Origin of the sequence: Stappia sp. (genome assembly GCF_048261845.1) — a bacterium.
Classification (GTDB): Bacteria; Pseudomonadota; Alphaproteobacteria; order Rhizobiales; family Stappiaceae; genus Stappia.
The window spans coordinates 16,482-35,292 of the sequence record NZ_JBLXFR010000022.1; the positions used below are offsets into that span (position 1 = coordinate 16,482).

Here is an 18,811-nt window from a genome sequence, read left to right on the forward strand (position 1 = left end):
CCGCTTCCGGCAGCGCAACTTTGAACCAGGCGGGTGGCCGCCACAGGAATCGAAGACAAGAGCCCGCATGCTTTTCAAACGCCGTGACAAACCGAGCCACCTGGAGCGCCTGCGTGTGGCTGTCTGGCCGCGTCACAGCTTTGCCCGCTCGGCCCGCTATTTCTCGAAGCGGGTCTTGCGGCTCACGGCGAGCCCGAACGCCATCGCGCTGGGGTTCGCGGCGGGCGCCTTCGCGTCGATGACGCCGTTCATCGGTTTCCATTTTCTGCTGAGCTTCGTCGTCGCCTTCCTGATCGGGGGCAACATGCTGGCGGCCGCGCTCGGGACAGCGGTGGGCAATCCCCTCACCTTCCCCTTCATCTGGGCCTTCACCTACAAGATCGGCTCGCTGCTCATCTATGGCGAGGCGAAGACGCTCGATCACGGCACGATAGACAGGCATCTGGGCGGCGGCTTCTTCGAGAAGTCTCTCGATGTGATCCTGCCGCTGATCAAGCCGATGCTGCTTGGCTCGCTGCCGCTGGGCATCGTTGTTGGAACATTCTTCTATTTCCTCGTCTTCTACAGCGTGCGCGCCTACCAGCGCTCGCGCCGGCTGAAGATCGCCACACGCAGGACGCGCTTTGCCGCGCATGCACGGCCGGACGTGGATGCCGACGCGGATACGTGAAGCCATGCCGCGTCCGCTTTGCCGTTGAAGCAGGCGCCCGGACTGCCCCATATTGGGGACGCCTCGTTCTCGTGTCCCAGCCTGCGTTACCCCGGGAGCCTTCCGCATGACATCTCAACGCCTGCGTCTCGGCGTCAATATCGATCACGTCGCCACGATCCGTAATGCGCGCGGCGGCCGCTTCCCCGACCCCGTGCGCGCGGCGCAGCTTGCGGCAAAAGCCGGGGCCGACGGCATCACCGCGCATTTGCGGGAAGACAGACGGCACATTTCCGACGCCGATATCGAGCGCCTTTCCCGGGAGCTCGACCTGCCGCTCAACTTCGAGATGGCGGCGACGGAGGAAATGCTGGCCATCGCGCTGAAGGCCCGCCCGCATGCGGCCTGCATCGTTCCCGAAAAGCGTGAGGAACGCACGACGGAGGGCGGGCTCGACGCACGCGGACAGCACAACCACCTGAAACCGGTCGTCTCCGCGCTCGCCGAGAACGGCAGCCGGGTGTCGCTGTTCATCGAGGCGGACGAGCGGCAACTCGATGCGGCCGTTTCGCTCGGGGCGCCGGTCGTGGAGCTGCACACGGGCCGCTATTGCGATCTGCGCAATGACGGCGACCTGGACGGCGCCCGCGCCGAGCTTGCGCGCATCCGCCGGGCGGCGGCCTACGGAGCCTCGCTCGGGCTGGAAGTCCATGCCGGCCACGGGCTCGCCTTCGACACCGTCGGCGACATCGCCGCCATCCCCGAACTTGCCGAACTCAATATCGGTCACTTCCTTGTCGGCGAGGCGATTTTCATCGGCCTCGAAACCGCCATCCACCAGATGCGCCGATGCATGGACGAGGCCCGCCCGGGGGCGGCACGCGCCTCAGGGGCGGCCGGATGATCGTCGGCATCGGCTCGGACCTGATCGACATCCGCCGTATCGAGAAGACGCTGGAGCGGTTCGGCGAGCGGTTCGTCAAACGCGTCTTCACGGAGGAAGAGCGGGCCAAGTCCGACCGCCGCCGCATGCGCGCCGCCTCCTATGCCAAGCGCTTCGCCGCCAAGGAAGCCTGCTCAAAGGCGCTCGGCACCGGTATCCGGATGGGGGTCAACTGGCGCGAGATGGGAGTGGTCAACCTGCCGTCCGGCAAGCCGACCATGCGCCTTGCCGGCTCCGCCGCCGCCCGGTTGCAACGGCTGGTGCCCCCGGGCTTCGTGGCGCGCATCGACCTGACGATCACCGACGACGATCCGCTGGCCCAGGCCTTCGTCGTCATCAGCGCCTGGCCGGAGGACTGGCCGCAGCCGCTTGTCGACCCGATCGAACGCGACTGACAGCGCGGGAACATCCGGAACCTATCGATGCGCGTTTGCGTTGCGTCGACAGGAGCGAGCCGGTACAAGCCAAGAATATCCGGCGGAATCCACCTCCCGGGGCCACTGGAACGACTGGCCGGTGAGCATGGCTCGCGCCGAGGCTCCGGCTGCCGTTGAACAACAAGATGTACCGCCTCCCACCACGAAGGATGCAATGAGCGTGTCTGAAGAAAAAAAGAGCAAGGACGGCGGCCTCTACGAGACCGTCAAGGTACTTGTGCAGGCGCTGTTGCTCGCCCTCGTCGTGCGGACGCTGTTTTTCCAGCCATTCAACATCCCGTCCGGCTCGATGATGGACACGCTGTTGATCGGCGACTACCTGTTCGTTTCCAAATACAGCTACGGCTATTCGCGCTATTCGTTCCCCTACGGGTTGATGCCGATCGAGGGGCGTATCTGGGCGGAAGAGCCCGAGCGCGGCGACGTTGCCGTGTTCAAGCTGCCGCGCGACAACTCCATCGATTACATCAAGCGTGTCATCGGCCTGCCGGGCGACGAGATCCAGATGATCGACGGCGTTCTGCACATCAACGGCACCGCGGTGGAGCGCACCCGCATCGACGATTTCATCTCCACCGACACATTCGGCAATGTCCGCCGCGTGCCCCGCTTCCGCGAGACGCTTCCGAACGGCGTGTCTTACGACACGCTCGACCTGACGACGCGTGGCACCTGGGACAATACCGGCGTCTACAAGGTGCCGCCCGGCCACTATTTCATGATGGGCGACAACCGCGACAATTCGACCGACAGCCGGGTGCTTTCGGCGGTCGGCTACGTGCCGTTCGAGAACTTCGTCGGCCGGGCGGAAATGCTGTTCTTCTCCGTCGACGAGGACGCCTCCGCCTGGATGTTCTGGAAGTGGCCGTGGACGGTGCGCGGCAGCCGCCTGTTCCGGATGCTTTGATCCGCAGCAGCGATCGGGGCAAACTGGCATCATGACAACCGACGGGCAGAAAAAGGCCGAGGCCCGGCTGCAGGCACGCCTCGGCCATGCATTTGGCGACAGGGAGCTCCTGTCGCGGGCCTTGACCCATGGCAGCGCCACGGCGCGCAGCGGCGGTCCCGATGCCAGTTACCAGAGGCTTGAGTTCCTGGGCGACCGCGTCCTCGGCCTTGCCATCGCCACCATGCTGCACAAGGCTTTCCCGAAGGCCGACGAGGGCGAGCTTGCCCGCCGCCTCAACCAGCTCGTGCGCCGCGAGACCTGTGCCGAGGTCGCTCGCGACCTGCAGCTCGGCGATGCCGTGCTGCTCGGCGAGAGCGAGGCGCAGACCGGCGGCAAGCGCAAGACCGCCATCCTCGCCGATGTCTGCGAGGCGGTGATCGCGGCGGTTTATCTGGACGGCGGGCTGGAAGCGGCGCAGAATCTGATCGAGCGTCTCTGGGGACCGCGCATGACGAGCTATTCGGGCCCGCTGCGCGATCCCAAGACGATGCTGCAGGAATGGGCACAGGGACGCGGCAAGCCCGCCCCGATCTACACGATGACCGAACGAAGCGGGCCGGACCATGCGCCAAGCTTCACCGTTCGCGTCGATATCGAGGGCCACGAACCGGCGCAGGGCGCCGGTGGCTCGAAACGGATCGCGGAACAGCGAGCGGCCGAAACCGCCCTGCGGCGCGAGGGACTTCTGACAGGGAAAGACGACACGTGAACGCGCAAGACGACGACACCCCGACCGGCACCGAACCGGGCGCGGGCCGCATCGGCGGCCCTTCCGGCGACGACAGCGGGACTGCCACCCGCGCCGGTTTCGTCGCGCTGATCGGTGCTCCCAACGCGGGCAAGTCGACGCTTCTCAACGCGCTGGTCGGCGTCAAGGTCTCGATCGTCACCCACAAGGTGCAGACGACGCGTGCCTTGGTGCGCGGCATCGCGATGCAGGACGCCTCCCAGATCGTCTTCGTCGACACGCCGGGCATCTTCCGCCCCAAGCGGCGGCTGGAACGGGCCATGGTCGACACGGCCTGGGGCGGCGCGCGCGAGGCGGATGTGGTCGTGCTGTTGATCGACGCCAAGAGAGGCATCGACGAGCAGGCCGAGGCGATCCTCGACCGGCTGGCGGATGTGCGCCTGCCGAAGGTGCTGGTGCTCAACAAGATCGACATCACCCAGCGCGAGACGCTGCTTGAACTGGCCGCGAACGCCAATGCGCGCGCGCCCTTCGACCAGACATTCATGGTCTCCGCCGCCAAGGGCTACGGCCTCGACGACCTGATGGGTTATCTTGCCGAAACCGTTCCCCCCGGCCCCTGGCTCTACCCGGAGGACCAGGCCTCGGACCTGCCGATGCGCATGCTGGCGGCCGAGATCACCCGCGAGAAGCTGTTCCTGCGTCTGCATCAGGAACTGCCCTACATGTCGACGGTCGAGACCGAAGCCTGGCAGGAGCGCAAGGACGGTTCGGTGCGCATCGAGCAGACCATCTATGTGGAGCGCGACAGCCAGAAGGTGATCGTCCTCGGCCAGGGCGGGCGCACGATCAAGTCGATCTCGCAGGCCGCCCGCGCCGAGATCGCCGAGGCCGCCGGCTGCCCGGTGCATCTCTTCCTCTTCGTCAAGGTGCGCGAGAACTGGGCGGACGACCCCGAGCGCTACCGCGAGATGGGCCTGGAGTTCCCGAGGTAGGGAGGCCGGCACAACCGAGATGGAATGGAACGCCGACGGCATCATCCTGGCGACGAGGAAGCACGGCGAGACCAGCCTGATCCTCGAGGTGATGACGCGCGAGCACGGTCGGCATCTGGGCCTCGTGCGCGGCGGTCGCAGCCGCAAGATGCAGGCCGCCCTGCAGCCGGGCAACGGCGCCCGGCTGACCTGGCGGGCGCGGCTCGACAACCATCTCGGCCTGTTCGCCGTCGAACCGCTGGAGATGCGCGCCGCCGGGCTGATGGCGAGCCCCACCGGCGTCTACGGCATCCAGGCGCTTGCCGCCCTCCTCCATCTCCTGCCCGAGCGCGACCCGCATCCGCAGCTGCATGACGGGCTGGAGACGATCCTCGCCCATCTCGGCGATCCGGCCATCGCCGGCGCGCTGATGGTGCATTTCGAGCTGCAGATGCTGGCCGAGCTCGGATTCGGCCTCGATCTCGGCGAATGCGCGGCAACGGGCACGCGCGAGGACCTTGTCTATGTCTCGCCGAAATCAGGGCGTGCGGTATGCCGGGAGGCCGGTCTTCCCTACGCGCCGAAGCTCCTGCCGCTGCCCGCCTTCCTCGGCGCGCGCCCCGAACACGCAGCCGAGGTCGTCGCCGACGAGGGTGAATTGGCGGGCCTTGACGGGCCCCAGATCGACGCGGCGTTCCGCCTGACGGGCTATTTTCTCGACCGGCATGTGCTGGCCCCGCGCCAGATCCCCGTCTCGCCGGCGCGCGACGGGTTCCTGCAGGCGGTCATGCGGTCGCTGTGAACGCGCCAAAGCGGCGGAAAACCGCCATCCGTAGCGTTCCATGCGTTGCGCGGACGCGCGAATACCTGTAGCCAATAGCCATGGGAAAAGACCTGATTCCGCCCGGTGGCATCGAACCGATCGACCTGCGCTCCGCGCTCGAGGAGCGCTACCTCTCCTACGCACTGTCGACGATCACACATCGGGCCCTGCCGGATGTGCGCGACGGGCTGAAGCCGGTGCACCGGCGCCTGCTCTACGCGATGCGGCTGTTGAAACTCGACCCCAATGCGGGCTTCAAGAAATGCGCCCGCGTCGTCGGCGACGTGATGGGTAAGTACCACCCGCATGGCGACCAGGCGATCTATGACGCCCTGGTGCGCCTCGCCCAGGATTTCGCCGTCCGCTATCCGATGGTCGACGGACAGGGCAATTTCGGCAATATCGACGGCGATAGCGCCGCCGCCATGCGCTACACGGAAGCCCGCCTCACCGACATCGCGATGCGCACGCTCGACGGGCTCGACGAGGACGCGGTCGACTTCCGCGAGACCTATGACGGGCTCGACAAGGAACCGATCGTTCTGCCGGGCGGCTTTCCGAACCTGCTCGCCAATGGCGCGGCAGGCATCGCCGTCGGCATGGCGACCTCGATCCCGCCGCATAATATCGGCGAACTTTGCGCCGCCGCCCAGCATCTGATCAAGACGCCGGACGCGACGACCGCCGACCTCTTGCAATTCGTGCAAGGGCCGGACTTTCCGACCGGTGGCGTGATGGTCAGGAACGATGCGGCCTTCCTGGAGGCCTATGAGACCGGCCGCGGCGGGTTTCGCGTTCGCGCCCGCTGGGAGGTCGAGGATCTGGGCCGCGGCACCTGGCAGGTGGTGGTCACAGAAATCCCCTACCAGGTGCAGAAATCGCGGCTGATCGAGAAGATCGCCGAACTGCTGCAGGCCCGCAAGCTGCCGCTGCTCGACGACGTGCGCGACGAATCCGCCGAGGACGTGCGCCTCGTCCTCATCCCGCGCAGCAAGAATGTCGACGCGGCGCTGCTGATGGAATCGCTTTTCAAGCTCACCGATCTGGAGAACCGTTTCTCGCTCAACATGAACGTCCTGTCGGGTGGCAGGATCCCCATGGTGATGGGCCTGAAGCAGGTGCTGGCGGAATGGCTGGAGCACCGCAAGGAAGTGCTGGTCCGCCGCTCGCAGCACCGGCTGGCGCAGATCGAGCACCGGCTGGAAGTGCTCGGCGGTTACCTGATCGCCTATCTCAACCTCGACGAGGTCATCCGCATCATCCGCGAGGAGGACGATGCCAAGGCCTCGCTGAAGGCCGCCTTCGACCTCACCGAGGTGCAGGCCGAGGCGATCCTCAACATGCGGCTGCGCTCGCTGCGCAAGCTCGAGGAAATCGAGATCCGCAAGGAGCATGACAAGCTCACAGCGGAGCGCGACGAGCTGCTGACGCTGCTCGGCTCCGACGCGCGCCAGTGGACGCGGATCGGCAAGCAGATCGGCGAAATCGCCAAGGCCTACGGTCCGGAAACGCCGCTCGGGCGGCGCCGCACCACCTTCGGCGATGCGCCCGAGCACGATGTCGTCGATATCCACCAAGCGATGATCGAGAAGGAGCCGATCACCGTCATCGTCTCTCAGAAGGGCTGGATCCGCGCGCTCAAGGGCCACCAGCAGGACCTTGCCTCGCTCGCCTTCAAGCAGGACGACGCGCTCAAGCTCTCGCTCTTCGCCGAGACGACGGACAAGCTCCTCGTCTTCACCACCGGCGGCAAGTTCTTCACGCTCGGCGCCGACAAGCTGCCGGGCGGGCGGGGCCATGGCGAACCGGTACGCCTGATGGTCGACATGGAGGAAGGGCAGGACGTCATCGACGTCTTCGTCTATCGCGGTGACCGCAAGCTGCTTGTCGTCTCCGACGAGGCGCGCGGTTTCGTCGTCAACGAGGCCGATGTCACCGCCAACACCCGCAAGGGCAAGCAGGTGCTCAACGTCACCGCACCGGGGGAAGCGCAGCTTTGCGTTGCCGCCGACGGTGATCACGTCGCCATCATCGGCCGCAACCGCAAGCTCCTCGTCTTCCCGCTGGCGCAGGTGGCGGAGATGACGCGCGGACGCGGCGTGCGCCTGCAGCGCTACCGCGACGGCGGCGTCTCCGATGTCATCGTCTTCAAGGGCGAGGACGGGCTGACCTGGACGGATTCCTCCGGCCGCAGCTTCACCCGCAAGTTGGAGGAACTGACCGACTGGCGCGGCGACCGCGCGCAGGCAGGCCGCCTGCCGCCCAACGGCTTCCCGCGCTCGAACACGTTCGGCCGGCGCACGCTTTGACACCTGAGGAGAAGCGTGCGACATGCCCCGCCCCTTGCCGCTGACGCGTGACGATTTCCGGCTCTTCCGCGAGATTCCCACCCGCTGGATGGATGTCGACGTCTACGGGCACGTCAACAATGTCGAGTATCTGAGCTATTTCGACACAGCCGTGAACGGCTGGCTGATCGAGCAAGGCGTGCTCGACCCGCGCAGTTCCGAGACCGTGTTCCTCGTCGTCGAGACGCAATGCGCCTATTTCTCGGAACTGACATTCCCGGGCACGGTCCGTGCCGGCATCCGGGTCGCCCGCCTCGGCGGCTCGTCGGTGACCTACGAGATCGCATTGTTTGCCGGCGAAGAAACAACCGCCAGCGCACAAGGGCGTTTCGTGCATGTGCAGGTCGATCGTTCCACAAGGCGGCCGTCAGCGATAGACGGCGCCCGGCGAGCGCTTTTGGACTCGATTACCGAAAACTGAATTTATCCATATTTCAGAATCTATTGGATCAGAAAATTAAAGCAGAGGATCAGGGAACAAAGCCGGAATACCGTTCCGATTCGTCCACACTCCATCCCAAGCTTGTCCAGAGCTTATCCCGCGTTTTTCAACAGGCGCGCCTTTTCGCGGCCCCAGTCGCGCTGGCGCTCTGTCTCGCGCTTGTCATGCAGCTTCTTGCCACGGGCAAGCGCCAGTTCGACCTTCGCCCGGCCCTTGTCGTTGAAGTAGAGTTTCAACGGGACAATGGTCTTGCCGTCCTTGTGCACGGCCAGGGCGAGCTTCGCCATCTCGCGCTTGTGCAGCAGCAGCTTGCGCTTGCGGCGCGGCTCATGGTTGAAGCGATTGGCCTGCAGGTATTCCGGGATATAGGAATTGATCAGCCAGAACTCGCCGCCTTCCTGGCTGGCATAGCTTTCGGCGATCATCGACTTTCCCTCGCGCAGGGCCTTGACCTCGGTCCCCTTGAGCTCGATCCCCGCCTCCAGCGTGTCCTCGATCTCGTAGTTGAACCGGGCCTTGCGATTGTCCGCGATGATCTTGCGGTTGCTGTCGGCGGGGCGTTTTGATGCCATTTTCGGTCACGGCGCGGGAAGGCGTCACCCGCCTCCCCGCAATCCGTCTGTCCTTGTCAGTTGAGCAGGCCCGCATGCGTCATCGCATCGCGGATCGCGGCTTTTGTCGTGTCGGAAACGGGCACCAGCGGCAGGCGCAACTCGTTCTCCAGCTTGCCGAGCAGCGACAGGGCGTATTTCGCGCCCGTCGGGTTCGGCTCGATGAAGAGCGCGTTGTGCAGAGGGGCCAGCCGGTCCTGGATGGTCAGCGCGGTGGCGTAGTCGCCGCCGAGCATGGCTTCCTGGAACTGCGAGCACAGGCCGGGCGCGACATTCGCCGTCACCGAGATGCAGCCCGTTCCCCCATGGGCGTTGAAGCCGAGCGCGGTGATGTCCTCGCCGGAGAGCTGGACGAAGTCCGCTCCGCAGAGCTCGCGCTGGCGGCTGGCGCGCGACATGTTCGCCGTCGCGTCCTTGACGCCCTTGATGTTGCGCGAGGTGCGGAACAGTTCCGCCATGGTCTCCGGCTGCATGTCGATCACCGAGCGGCCGGGGATGTTGTAGATGTAGATCGGAATGCCGACGGCCGCGTCGATCGCCCGGTAATGGGCGAGCAGACCGGCCTGGTTCGGCTTGTTGTAATAGGGCGTGACGACCAGCAGCCCGTCCGCCCCGGCCTTCTCGGCATGGGTGGCGAAGTCGATGGCCTCGACCGTGTTGTTGGAGCCGGCGCCGGCCATCACCGGCACGCGGCCGCCATTGGCCTCGATGCACAGCTCGATGACGCGCTTGTGCTCGTCATGGGTCAGGGTCGGGCTCTCGCCGGTGGTGCCGACGGGGACGAGCCCGTGGCTGCCTTCTTTTATCTGCCAGTCCACGAACTCCTGAAACGCTTTCTCGTCCACGGCCCCGTTGCGAAACGGCGTGACGAGTGCGGGCATGGATCCCTTGAACATGGCGGTCCTCTTGGAGTGTGGCATGGGCCGGATGGTGCATCCGGGTGGCGCACAATAGTCGGCACCGGCATACGACGCAACACGCGACGCCGATCCGGAAGACACTGATCAAACCCGGTTTGCAGCCACCGCCGGCTTGCCTATCATTGCCCTGTGAACAGACCGGGGATGCAGGGCCAAATGACAGACGAAAGTGGGGATGCCGCCCCGGAGGACGAGACCGGCGCGGAGAGCTCCCCGCCGCAGCAGCCACACAGGCAAGGCTGGCGGAGCAATGACGGGCTGGAGCTTTCGGCGACGATCTGGGAACCCTCGCCCTCCCGGCCGTGCAAGCCGGACGTCCTGTGCCTTGCCGGCCTGTCGCGCAACGCCCGCGATTTCGGCGCGCTTGCCGAAATGCTCGCCGCACGCGGCCACCGGGTCGTGGCGATGGACTATCGCGGGCGCGGCCACTCCGGCCGGCACCCCGACTGGCGCACCTATTCGATCGAACAGGAAACCGCCGATATCGACGCAGGGCTCGACGCGCTGGACCTGTCACGTGTGGTCGTTGTCGGCACGTCCCGCGGCGGACTGCACGGCATGCTGCTCGCCTGGCGTGCACCGGAGCGCGTCGCCGGCCTTGTCCTCAACGACATAGGCCCGACCATCGAGCGCGGTGGATTGCGCCGCCTCTCCGGCGCCATCGGCCGACGCATGGCGGCACACGACTGGAGCGAGGCGGCGGAGTTGCTGAAGACCTCGCTTTCCGGCCAGTTCCCCTCGCTTGACGAGGCCGGCTGGCGGCGTTTCGCCGGCCAGCTCTACAGCGAGGCGGCCGAGGGTCTCCTGCTCGACTACGACGCCCGGCTCGCCAACACGCTTGGCGAGATCGACGAGGAGACGGAGACGCCCGACTTCTGGCCGGTCTTCGAAGCCATCCGCGCGATCCCGGTTCTGGCCATACGCGGCGCCCTGTCGGACATCCTGAGCGCGGAAACCTTCGCCGAAATGGGCGAACGTCATCCCGGGACGCGGCTGCATCTCGTCGAGGACGAGGGCCACGCGCCGCTGCTGTGGGACACCGAAACGCAAGAGACAATCGCCGGCTTCGCTTCAAGCCGGGGCTGAAGCGTCGCTGCGGGTCATCGGATCGTCAGGGTGATACGGGCGGCGTTGCCGTCGGCGTCGATCACCGAAATCACCGAGGCGCCCGGCCCGTCCGGCACCCAGGTGAGCGCGGTTGCGAAGGGACCGCTTGCGACCGGCGCGCCATTGGCAAGCCAGAGGAACGGCGCCCGTCCGCGCCGCGCCTTGATGACCAGGGGCATCGCCGCCGCCTGCCCCTGCCCGTCGGACAGTCCGAGGTCGACCGTCGCCCCGTCGGGCGGATAGAAGATTTCCGGGCCCGGGCTGGCGCGCAGGCCATCATGCCGCGTTGCCGTGCGCGCATAGCGCAGCGCCGCCGGCACGCGGTCCTCACCGGCCTCCAGCCCGCGCGGCGGACGCGGCAGCGGCGTCCGCCTTGTCCCGATCCGCTGAAAGGCATCGAACAGGATCGGGGCCGCCGACTGATAGCCGGTGATGCCTGGAACCGGCGTGCCGTCGGCCCGCCCCACCCAGACACCGACCACATGGCTGCCGTCATAGCCGATGGCCCAGGCATCGCGATAGCCGTAGGAGGTGCCTGTCTTGTAGGCGACACCCTCACCATTGGCCGTGTCGGGCGGAGGCACCTCGGAAAGGATTTCGCCGATCCGCCATGCCGCCCCGGACGACAGGATCGCACCGGCGTCACCAGCGCCGCCGCTGCCATCATGCGCACCGCCTGTCCCGAACGTCTCGCGCAAGACGACCGGGCGACCGCCGCGTGCCAGGCCCGCATAGAGCTGCACGAGGTCGTGCAACGAGAGACCGAAGCCGCCAAGCGCCGCCGCCAGCCCCGGCGTCTCGCCCTCGGGAAACCTCGGGGCGGTTCCGGCGCGGCGAAGCCTTGCGACGAAACGTGACACGCCGACCGCATCGAGCAATGCGACGGCCGGCACGTTGAGCGAGGCGGTCAGCGCCTGCCGCACCCGCACCGTGCCCTGGAAGGCGAGATCGAAATTGGTCGGGCTGTAGCCGGACAGCGTCGTCGGCCGGTCCTCGATCAGGCTGTCGGGATGGGCGATGCCCTCCTCGAAGGCAAGGCCGTAGATCAAGGGCTTCAGGGTCGAGCCGGGCGAACGCACCGCGCCGGTCATGTCGACATGCCCGCGCCGCGCCTCGTCGAGAAGCCCGGCCGAACCGACATGCGCGAGGATCTCGCCGCTGCCGTGATCGGCGACCAGCAGCGCCACGGAGACATTGCGCCCGAGCCGCGCGGCGCGCGCCGCGACCATCGCCTCGAGGCGTGCCTGCAGGCTGGCGTCGAGCGTCAGGCGGACACTTCCCGCCCCGCCGCTTCGTGCCAGCGCCTGCCGCGTTGCGTGGGGTGCCAGCATCGGCACCGGCCGGCGGTGCGTCGGGACCGGTTCCCGCCGGGCTGCAGCGGCCGGCTCGCGACCGAGAACGCCCTGCGCCTCCATCACGCCAAGCACCCGGTCGCGCGCCGCGCGGGCAGCTTTCGGGTCACGGTCGGGACGCCGTGCCTCGGGAGACTGCGGCAGCGCCACAAGCAGGGCCGCCTGCGCCGGCGTGAGGCGTGCCGGCTCCTTGCCGAACCAGGCGAGACTTGCCGCCCGCACACCCTCGATATTGCCGCCAAAGGGCGCACGGGCGAGATAGAGCGACAGGATCCCGCGCTTGTCGAGTTCCCGCTCCAACGCCAGCGCGGTCACCACCTGACGCCATTTCATCGCCAGCGACCGGGTCGGCTCCTCCATCACCAGCCGCGCCGCCTGCATGGTCAGCGTCGAGGCGCCGGAAACGATGCGTCCCTTTGAAAGAGCCTGTGCCCCGGCGCGCAGCACGGCACGCGGATCAACCCCGGAATGCTCGTGAAAGCGCCGGTCCTCATAGGCAAGCAGCATGCGCAGATAGAGCGGATCGACAGCGCCCGGATCAAGCGGCAGGCGCCAGCGGTCATCGCTCGTCTGAAAGGCACGCAGCAGCACGCCATCGCGATCCGTGGCGGCGCGCGACATCTCGACCGGCGCAAGGAGTGCCTCCCGGTCGAGCGACCACACATCATGAGCCAGCATCCCCGCCGCCAGCGCCGGAACCGCCAGAACTGCGGCGGCAGGCCAGCGCCAATGCCGGATCACGCGCCCCGCCATGCCTGCGCCCCTGTCTCCTGCCGCTTGCACCTCGCCTCCGGTTCGCTAGCGGATCGGCCCGAGCACCTCGATACGGCCGGTTGCCGTACGGGCGCTCAGGTCCGGGCGATACATGTCTTCCACCGTTGCCGGCGGATGAACGAAACTGCCCGGCAGGGCGGCCCGCGCCAGATAGGCGAAGGTGAGCACATCGGCGTTCTGCTGTGTCTCGTCGACGGCCGCGACGAAGCGGTCGTCACGGAACTCGACATGGTCGGGATTGTCGATGGTGGAGAGCCAGTCGAGCGCGCCGATATCGCCGGAGCGCACCAGACGGGGGTTGTCGATGACAAGCCCCGCCGGCAAACGGTCGACGACCAGCATGCGCCCCTTGCCCGGCCGTTCGCGGGTCACGGTGAGCACCACGGCGATCCGCGTGTTGAAACCGACCGTCCCCGATGCGAGCTCGTTGCCGTCGAGATCGTAGAAAGCACGGGTGATGCGGTAGCCGTTGCCGCCGGCGGGCTCGGGCTCGACAGGCCGTCCGGCAACGGTGAGCACCACGTCGGCCGCCTTGTCGCCGCGGTTTTCGATGCGCACCGGCGTCGCCGCGACGCCCGTGCCGGACAGCCGGCGGTCGAGGCGACCGCTGACGGCCGCTCCGTCGACGGCGAAGCGCGCCTCGTCGGCCTTCTGCTGCAATTCGTGGCCTGCAACGAGAAGCCAGGCCATGTCCTGCGTCGACAGATGGTCGGTCGCATCCTGCCGACTGGCCACATCGCGGGCGAGTTGCGCCGCATCGACCGAGGACGCCCCGACACGGGTGACATAGGCCAGCACACCGGCCGCATCGCGCAGCGTCGTGCCGTAATCACCGCGATAGCCGGTCGTGTCCGCCTTGCCGACATCGGCAACAGCCGCCTTGAAGACCCGGCCGGCACGTTCCGTCTCTCCGTAGATCGACAGGGCGGCGCCCACCTGCGCCTTGGCAAGGGCCGAACCGAATGCGGAGAGCTTCACATCGGCGTAGTAGCGCAGGTCACCGACCGAGGCCCGCCCGGCGGATGCCAGCACATAGAGCCCGTAGGCGATCCCCTCGCCGCCATCGTCGAAGTCGGAGGCATAGGAGATCCGGTTCTCGATATTGTCGAGGGCGCTGTCGAGCGCGATGCGCGGCACGTCATAATCACGGTCGCGTGCCCGGATCAGGAAATCCGTCACATAGGCGTCGAGCCACGGGTCCTGATTGCCAAAGCTCGACCACAGGCCGAAGGAACCGCTCGAGTTCTGATTGCCCAGCACCCGGCGGATCGCGGTCTCCACCCGCTCGCGTACAGCGCTGTCGGTTTCCAGACCGCTGACGACAGCCATCTCGTTCAGATAGAGCAAGGGCAGCGCCCGGCTCGTCGTCTGCTCGGTGCAGCCGTAGGGGTAGCGGTCAAGCGCCGCGAGCAGGCCCGGAATGTCGATGCGCGCGGCACCGCCCGCCGCCACCGTCAGACTGGCCGTTTGCGGCACGATCCCGGCCAGCGTGTCGGCATCGAGCGTCAGTCCTGCCCCGGGAGCCAGCGTCACGAAGGATCGCCGCGAGATCGGCGGCATCGTGTCGCGAATGCCAAGCGCCAGAGACTTTTCCGCCACCGGCCCGTCCGGGCCGGCCAGCGTCAGGGCGAGCGTTGCATCGCCCGGCGTGCCACTGGCGGTGATCGGAAAGCGGAGCGAGCGCCGTTCGCCGGCGGCCAGGGTGACCTTGCCGGACATGTCGTCGAGATCCACGGAAAGCGGTCCGTCGATCTCGGCCTGAAGCACATAGTCGCCGGCGGGTCCCTCGACATTGTCGATCTCGACCAGCAGGCGCGACGTGTCGTCCGGGGCCAGGAAGCGCGGCAGGGTCGCCGTCACCACGACCGGATCGCGCACCACGACATCGCGTTCCGCGTGGCCGACGCCGTTCTCGCTCCAGGCAACCGCCATCAGCCGCACCGTGCCGTTGAAGTCGGGCACCTCGAAGGAAACCGTGGCTCGACCGTCGGCATCCGTCTCGACGACGCCGGAGAAGAGCGCCATCGGCGCTTCCTGCGGCGGCGGCGCGGCAAGCGACAGGCCGGTGCCGTCGCCGCCGGAGCGCACGAGGCCCCGGTCGCCGACGGTGCGGTCGATCAGTTCGCCGTAATAGTCGCGGATCTCCATGCCGAGCCGGCGCTGGCCGAAATACCAGCCATCGGGATCGGGCGTCTTGAACCGCGTCAGGTTGAGAATGCCCACATCGACAACGGCAATCGTCAGGAAGGCTGGCTTGCCGGCCGGCTGACCGGAAATCTCGACGCCGACCTCCATCGTCGTGCGCGGCCGCATCGTGTCGGGCGCATCAAGCGCGACACTGTGGCGACGTTCACCCGGATCGACCGCAAGCCATTGCAGGCCGAGCGCGCGCGAGGGCATGCGCCTGGCCTCCAGGTCCATCGGCCGCAGCAGGGTCGCGGTGACATAGGCGCCGTTGCCCCAGTCGTCGGTCACGGTGAGGTCGATGTCGCTTTCTCCCTCGGTGACCTCGATGACCCGACTCTCGATCAGCCGGTCACCCATCACCTGGACAAGCGCGATGCCGTCAAAGCGCGGCTTCAGGCGCAGCTTCGCCGTCTCGCCGACACGATACGCCTCCTTGTCGAGGCCGACCTCAAGCACGTCCGGCGTCTGCGACGAGGACGAAGAGGCGTACCAGCCGGCGCTGAAGGTGGTGTTGGTGGCGGCGGGTTCAGCCCCGTTCATCACCAGTTCCAGCCTGTAGCGCCCCCATTCGACGGGAACCGACAGCTTGGCGGACTGCCCGGCCTCGATGGCGAGTTCGCCGTTGGCGACACGCTTGCTCGTTGTCACCGGCTCGAACGACCAGCGATTGTCGGACCGGTACCACTGGTAACGGGTCTCGACCTTGGACAAGGTCCACAACACGCCACCGGCGGCAATACGCTCGCCCGAACGGTCGATGGCGACAATTTCGAAATCCGCCGGACCGCCCTCGCCAAGACCGCCGTCGAAGCCCGGCTTCACACCGATGCGCGGTCCGTCGGCCAGCACCGGAAGATCGAGACCACGCTCGACATAGCGGCCGCCGGCCTCGACCACGCGCACCACCACCTTTGCCTCATAACCAGCCGTTGTCGGCTCCAGCTGCGGTGCGGGCAGGACAAAGCTCGCCTTGCCCGTCTCGTCGGTCACGGTGCCGTCAGGCAAGGACTGGCGGTTCGGATAGACCTGCTCGTCCTCAAGGCCGAAGACATAACCGGGAAAGGCCGGGTTTTGCCGTGTCGGGGAAACGACGAGGTCACCCTCGACGCGCTGGCCGCCGGCCGGTGCGCCGTAGAGGAACTTCGCCTCGAGCGAGACCGTCGGCGGGTCCTGCGGATCGAGCGCCCCGGCATCCGCTTCCGGCGTGAAGTCGACGCGCTCGGGCTGGTAGTCCTCCACGAGGAAGGACACCTGTGCCAGAGCCGCCCCCTTGGGATCCGCATGGATCCTCAGGGACCAGCTTCCCTGCTGGGCGGAGGCCGGCAGTTCCAGCGCGTGGGCCCGCCCTCCGGCACCGGCGTCCGTGACTTGCACGCGCATATATTCGACACCGTCAGGCCGGTCGTAGATGAAGGTCAGCGGCAGGCCGGGTGTTGCCATGGCAGCCCCGTCGCGGGCCATCGCGCCTGCATGCACCGTCTCGCCCGGGCGGAAGACGCCACGGTCGAGCCAGGCGAAGACATCGATCGGCCCCGGCGCGGCCCGTCCCTCCACGCCGCGGTCGGACAGATCGAAGGCGGGTTTGGTCAGGTCGAGGAAGGCGTAGTCGCCGCTTTCCGTCTCGACGCCGACCATCGCCGGCGCGCGCCCTCCGGTGCCGCGCGTCAGGCCCGGTGCAAAGCGCGCGAAACCCTCGGCATCGCTCTTCGTCTCGCCGAGCACTTCGTTGTTGACCGCCACAAGACGCACGCTCGCACCGGCGACCGCCGAGGCATCGGAGAGCGAGCGCACCGCGACCACCGCCTCGCCGGGGCCCGTATAGGCGCTGACGCCCAGATCGGAGACGATGAACCATTGGGTTGCCCAGGGACCCCACTGGTTTTCCCGGTCTTCCTTGGCCCGCGCCACCATCGCATAGACACCGGGCTTCATCTGAAGCCCGAAATCGGCGACCGGGACGGCCGTCGTCACATCCTGGTTGAGACGCTGCTGCGTCTCCACGGTACCCGACCAGAGCTTCTCGCCATATTCGTCGCGGATCTGGTCGGCGCCATAGCTGTTGAGCTGGGAGAGAATGCGCTGGTCGCGCAGCGCCGGGGCAAGCCCGCGCTCGCCGATGCCGTAGATTTCCGTCTCCACCGCTCCGGTGTTGACCGTGATCACCGGGATCGTCGCGCCATCTCCTGCCGGCAACACATAGGCACGGCCGAGGAAGCGCACGGACGGACTGCGATCGCGGACATAAACGGTGAGATCGGCCGTCTTCTCCAGTTTCTCGCCGTCGGCGGACGGCACACCCTCGCGCAGCAGCAGCGAATAGCGCTCGCCGTGGCGCACGCCGTCGACACAGATCTGGGCGCCTTCGCTCTCGATCGAATAGGGCCCCTCGCCGGTCACCCGGACGAAGGGGGCGAAATCGGTCGCCCGCGCCAGCGTGTCGGAGAACACGACGCAGATCCGGGGCGTTGCCGCGTCGGCATCCACCTGATGATCGAGAATGCGGAAGCCGTGCTGGGCCACCATCGTGTCGTAGCGGTCGCGGCGCAGCGGCGTCTCGTCCAGTTCGAGACCTGCACGCAGCGCCTTGATGGCCGGCTTGTAGAGCTGGCGGCGCTCAAGGGCGCTGGCCAGCAGATCGAGCGCATCGACCCGCTCGGCCTCGCCCGTCGATGAAAGGTAAGCGTTGACGGCCGCGCTCGCTCCGTCATTTTCGACCTGGTTGCGGCGTTGCCAGTCGGAGGGTTTCTGGGCAACGAGCGAACGGGCAAGACCGCTCCACAAGTCGAAACGCTCGCCATCCAGCGTCAGAGCCCGCGCGAAGTTGCGTTCGGCCTCCTCGAAGCGGTTCGCGCCGAGCGAGGCCCAGGCCGCAGATTCAAGCGCGCCAGTGGTCGCCCCGCCGGCATCGAACTTGCGCGAAAGGGCGCGGGCGTAGCGCCCTGCCTCCTCCGTCAGCGACCCGGGCAGGAAAGAGATTTCAGCCTCCCGCGCCTTGCGGGTCGCTTCATCGCGCGCAACCACCGTCACCACGCGGCCGGCAACGGCCCCGGAGAACGCCTGCAGGCGGCCGACATCCGACTTCAGGAAACACCATCCGGCGGAGGTGTTGAAGGTGAACGCGCGGCACTGGTTGCTGTCGAGGCAGGCGGCCTTGCAGGCCTCGAGGTCGACATCCTTCAGGGTGCGGAAATCGGCGCCGAAGTAATCGGCATCGTCGACGGTGACGATCCGCCGTGTTTCCCCGGAAGACGCCCCCCCGGAAGAGCCCCCCCCGGAAGACTGGGCAGCTCCGGGGACAGGCACGAGACCGCCAAGGAGGAGCAGCGATAGGGCAAGACCCGCAAACAGTCGCGAACCACGATCCCTGACGGTCGAACGCATGAGTTTCCCCCCAAAAGCGGCGGCCGGTCCGAATCCGGCAATCTGATTCCCGCCCGGAGATGCTTCAACACATGCGCCCGGCGGCTCCCGAAGCGGGGATGGGATCACGCAATCTTGACAAGTCCAAGACCAAACTGACGTAATTTTCGCATCAAAGTTGCACGAATTTTCCGTTCCGATACACCGTGCTACGCCAACCGCCAGTCTGGCGCGAGCCCGGAGACCG

At 67.1% G+C, this 18,811-nt stretch carries 14 protein-coding genes; 10 read left to right on the top strand and 4 right to left on the bottom strand.

The genetic code is table 11. The features are described 5' to 3' along the window. Window positions 1–67: 67 nt before the first annotated feature. The 9 genes from ACN0T5_RS11025 (at window position 68) to ACN0T5_RS11065 (ending at window position 8,232) form a co-directional block, all read left to right on the top strand. The gene (locus ACN0T5_RS11025; RefSeq protein WP_417768683.1) at window positions 68–670 is read left to right on the top strand and encodes a DUF2062 domain-containing protein; all 603 of its coding nucleotides are present in this window, start codon (window positions 68–70) and stop codon (window positions 668–670) included. Window positions 671–776: 106 nt separating this feature from the next. Next, complete coding sequence (locus tag ACN0T5_RS11030) at window positions 777–1,553, top strand: pyridoxine 5'-phosphate synthase (protein ID WP_417768684.1); 777 nt, start codon at window positions 777–779, stop codon at window positions 1,551–1,553. Next, window positions 1,550–1,987, top strand: coding sequence for a holo-ACP synthase (gene acpS, locus ACN0T5_RS11035; RefSeq protein WP_417768685.1), 438 nt, complete (start codon window positions 1,550–1,552; stop codon window positions 1,985–1,987). Before ACN0T5_RS11030 ends, acpS begins: the two co-directional genes overlap by 4 nt. 196 nt (window positions 1,988–2,183) lie before the next feature. Continuing rightward, complete coding sequence (lepB, locus tag ACN0T5_RS11040) at window positions 2,184–2,936, top strand: signal peptidase I (RefSeq protein ID WP_417768686.1); 753 nt, start codon at window positions 2,184–2,186, stop codon at window positions 2,934–2,936. A 31-nt stretch (window positions 2,937–2,967) separates the two neighbouring features. After that, a complete protein-coding gene (gene rnc, locus ACN0T5_RS11045; protein ID WP_417768687.1) occupies window positions 2,968–3,687 on the top strand; it encodes a ribonuclease III in 720 nt (239 codons plus the stop codon). 50 nt (window positions 3,688–3,737) lie between these two features. Beyond that, window positions 3,738–4,661, top strand: a complete 924-nt coding sequence (era, locus tag ACN0T5_RS11050; RefSeq protein ID WP_417768735.1) for a GTPase Era — start codon at window positions 3,738–3,740, stop codon at window positions 4,659–4,661. Between the two features lie 19 nt (window positions 4,662–4,680). After that, the gene (gene recO / locus ACN0T5_RS11055; protein WP_417768688.1) at window positions 4,681–5,442 is read left to right on the top strand and encodes a DNA repair protein RecO; all 762 of its coding nucleotides are present in this window, start codon (window positions 4,681–4,683) and stop codon (window positions 5,440–5,442) included. An 80-nt stretch (window positions 5,443–5,522) separates the two neighbouring features. Further along, window positions 5,523–7,772, top strand: coding sequence for a DNA topoisomerase IV subunit A (gene parC, locus ACN0T5_RS11060; RefSeq protein WP_417768689.1), 2,250 nt, complete (start codon window positions 5,523–5,525; stop codon window positions 7,770–7,772). 22 nt (window positions 7,773–7,794) lie between these two features. Next, a complete protein-coding gene (locus ACN0T5_RS11065) occupies window positions 7,795–8,232 on the top strand; it encodes an acyl-CoA thioesterase (protein ID WP_417768690.1) in 438 nt (145 codons plus the stop codon). A 113-nt stretch (window positions 8,233–8,345) separates the two neighbouring features. Here ACN0T5_RS11065 and smpB read toward each other — a convergent pair whose 3' ends face one another. Together smpB and dapA are read right to left on the bottom strand one after the other, a co-directional pair. After that, window positions 8,346–8,825 (bottom strand): SsrA-binding protein SmpB, encoded by a 480-nt coding sequence (gene smpB, locus ACN0T5_RS11070; protein WP_417768691.1) that lies wholly within the window; start codon window positions 8,823–8,825, stop codon window positions 8,346–8,348. A gap of 56 nt (window positions 8,826–8,881) precedes the next feature. Further along, a complete protein-coding gene (dapA, locus tag ACN0T5_RS11075) occupies window positions 8,882–9,760 on the bottom strand; it encodes a 4-hydroxy-tetrahydrodipicolinate synthase (RefSeq protein ID WP_417768692.1) in 879 nt (292 codons plus the stop codon). A 180-nt stretch (window positions 9,761–9,940) separates the two neighbouring features. Between dapA and ACN0T5_RS11080 the strand changes: the two genes are divergently transcribed. Continuing rightward, window positions 9,941–10,870: an alpha/beta fold hydrolase gene (locus ACN0T5_RS11080; protein ID WP_417768693.1), complete on the top strand. Its 930-nt coding sequence runs from the start codon at window positions 9,941–9,943 to the stop codon at window positions 10,868–10,870. A 14-nt stretch (window positions 10,871–10,884) separates the two neighbouring features. Here ACN0T5_RS11080 and pbpC read toward each other — a convergent pair whose 3' ends face one another. Both pbpC and ACN0T5_RS11090 read right to left on the bottom strand, forming a co-directional pair. Continuing rightward, complete coding sequence (gene pbpC, locus ACN0T5_RS11085) at window positions 10,885–12,996, bottom strand: penicillin-binding protein 1C (RefSeq protein WP_417768694.1); 2,112 nt, start codon at window positions 12,994–12,996, stop codon at window positions 10,885–10,887. A gap of 45 nt (window positions 12,997–13,041) precedes the next feature. Then, on the bottom strand, window positions 13,042–18,585 hold the full coding sequence (locus ACN0T5_RS11090; RefSeq protein WP_417768695.1) for an MG2 domain-containing protein: 5,544 nt from the start codon (window positions 18,583–18,585) through the stop codon (window positions 13,042–13,044). Window positions 18,586–18,811: the final 226 nt, after the last annotated feature.

Excerpts from the sequence above, each read along its gene's own strand:
- smpB (WP_417768691.1), bottom strand. The coding sequence starts at position 8,825 with ATGGCATCAAAACGCCCCGCCGACAGCAACCGCAAGATCATCGCGGAC.
- ACN0T5_RS11065 (WP_417768690.1), top strand. The coding sequence starts at position 7,795 with ATGCCCCGCCCCTTGCCGCTGACGCGTGACGATTTCCGGCTCTTCCGC.
- lepB (WP_417768686.1), top strand. The coding sequence starts at position 2,184 with ATGAGCGTGTCTGAAGAAAAAAAGAGCAAGGACGGCGGCCTCTACGAG.
- parC (WP_417768689.1), top strand. The coding sequence starts at position 5,523 with ATGGGAAAAGACCTGATTCCGCCCGGTGGCATCGAACCGATCGACCTG.
- acpS (WP_417768685.1), top strand. The coding sequence starts at position 1,550 with ATGATCGTCGGCATCGGCTCGGACCTGATCGACATCCGCCGTATCGAG.
- ACN0T5_RS11090 (WP_417768695.1), bottom strand. The coding sequence starts at position 18,585 with ATGCGTTCGACCGTCAGGGATCGTGGTTCGCGACTGTTTGCGGGTCTT.
- ACN0T5_RS11030 (WP_417768684.1), top strand. The coding sequence starts at position 777 with ATGACATCTCAACGCCTGCGTCTCGGCGTCAATATCGATCACGTCGCC.
- rnc (WP_417768687.1), top strand. The coding sequence starts at position 2,968 with ATGACAACCGACGGGCAGAAAAAGGCCGAGGCCCGGCTGCAGGCACGC.
- recO (WP_417768688.1), top strand. The coding sequence starts at position 4,681 with ATGGAATGGAACGCCGACGGCATCATCCTGGCGACGAGGAAGCACGGC.
- pbpC (WP_417768694.1), bottom strand. The coding sequence starts at position 12,996 with ATGGCGGGGCGCGTGATCCGGCATTGGCGCTGGCCTGCCGCCGCAGTT.
- ACN0T5_RS11025 (WP_417768683.1), top strand. The coding sequence starts at position 68 with ATGCTTTTCAAACGCCGTGACAAACCGAGCCACCTGGAGCGCCTGCGT.
- ACN0T5_RS11080 (WP_417768693.1), top strand. The coding sequence starts at position 9,941 with ATGACAGACGAAAGTGGGGATGCCGCCCCGGAGGACGAGACCGGCGCG.
- dapA (WP_417768692.1), bottom strand. The coding sequence starts at position 9,760 with ATGTTCAAGGGATCCATGCCCGCACTCGTCACGCCGTTTCGCAACGGG.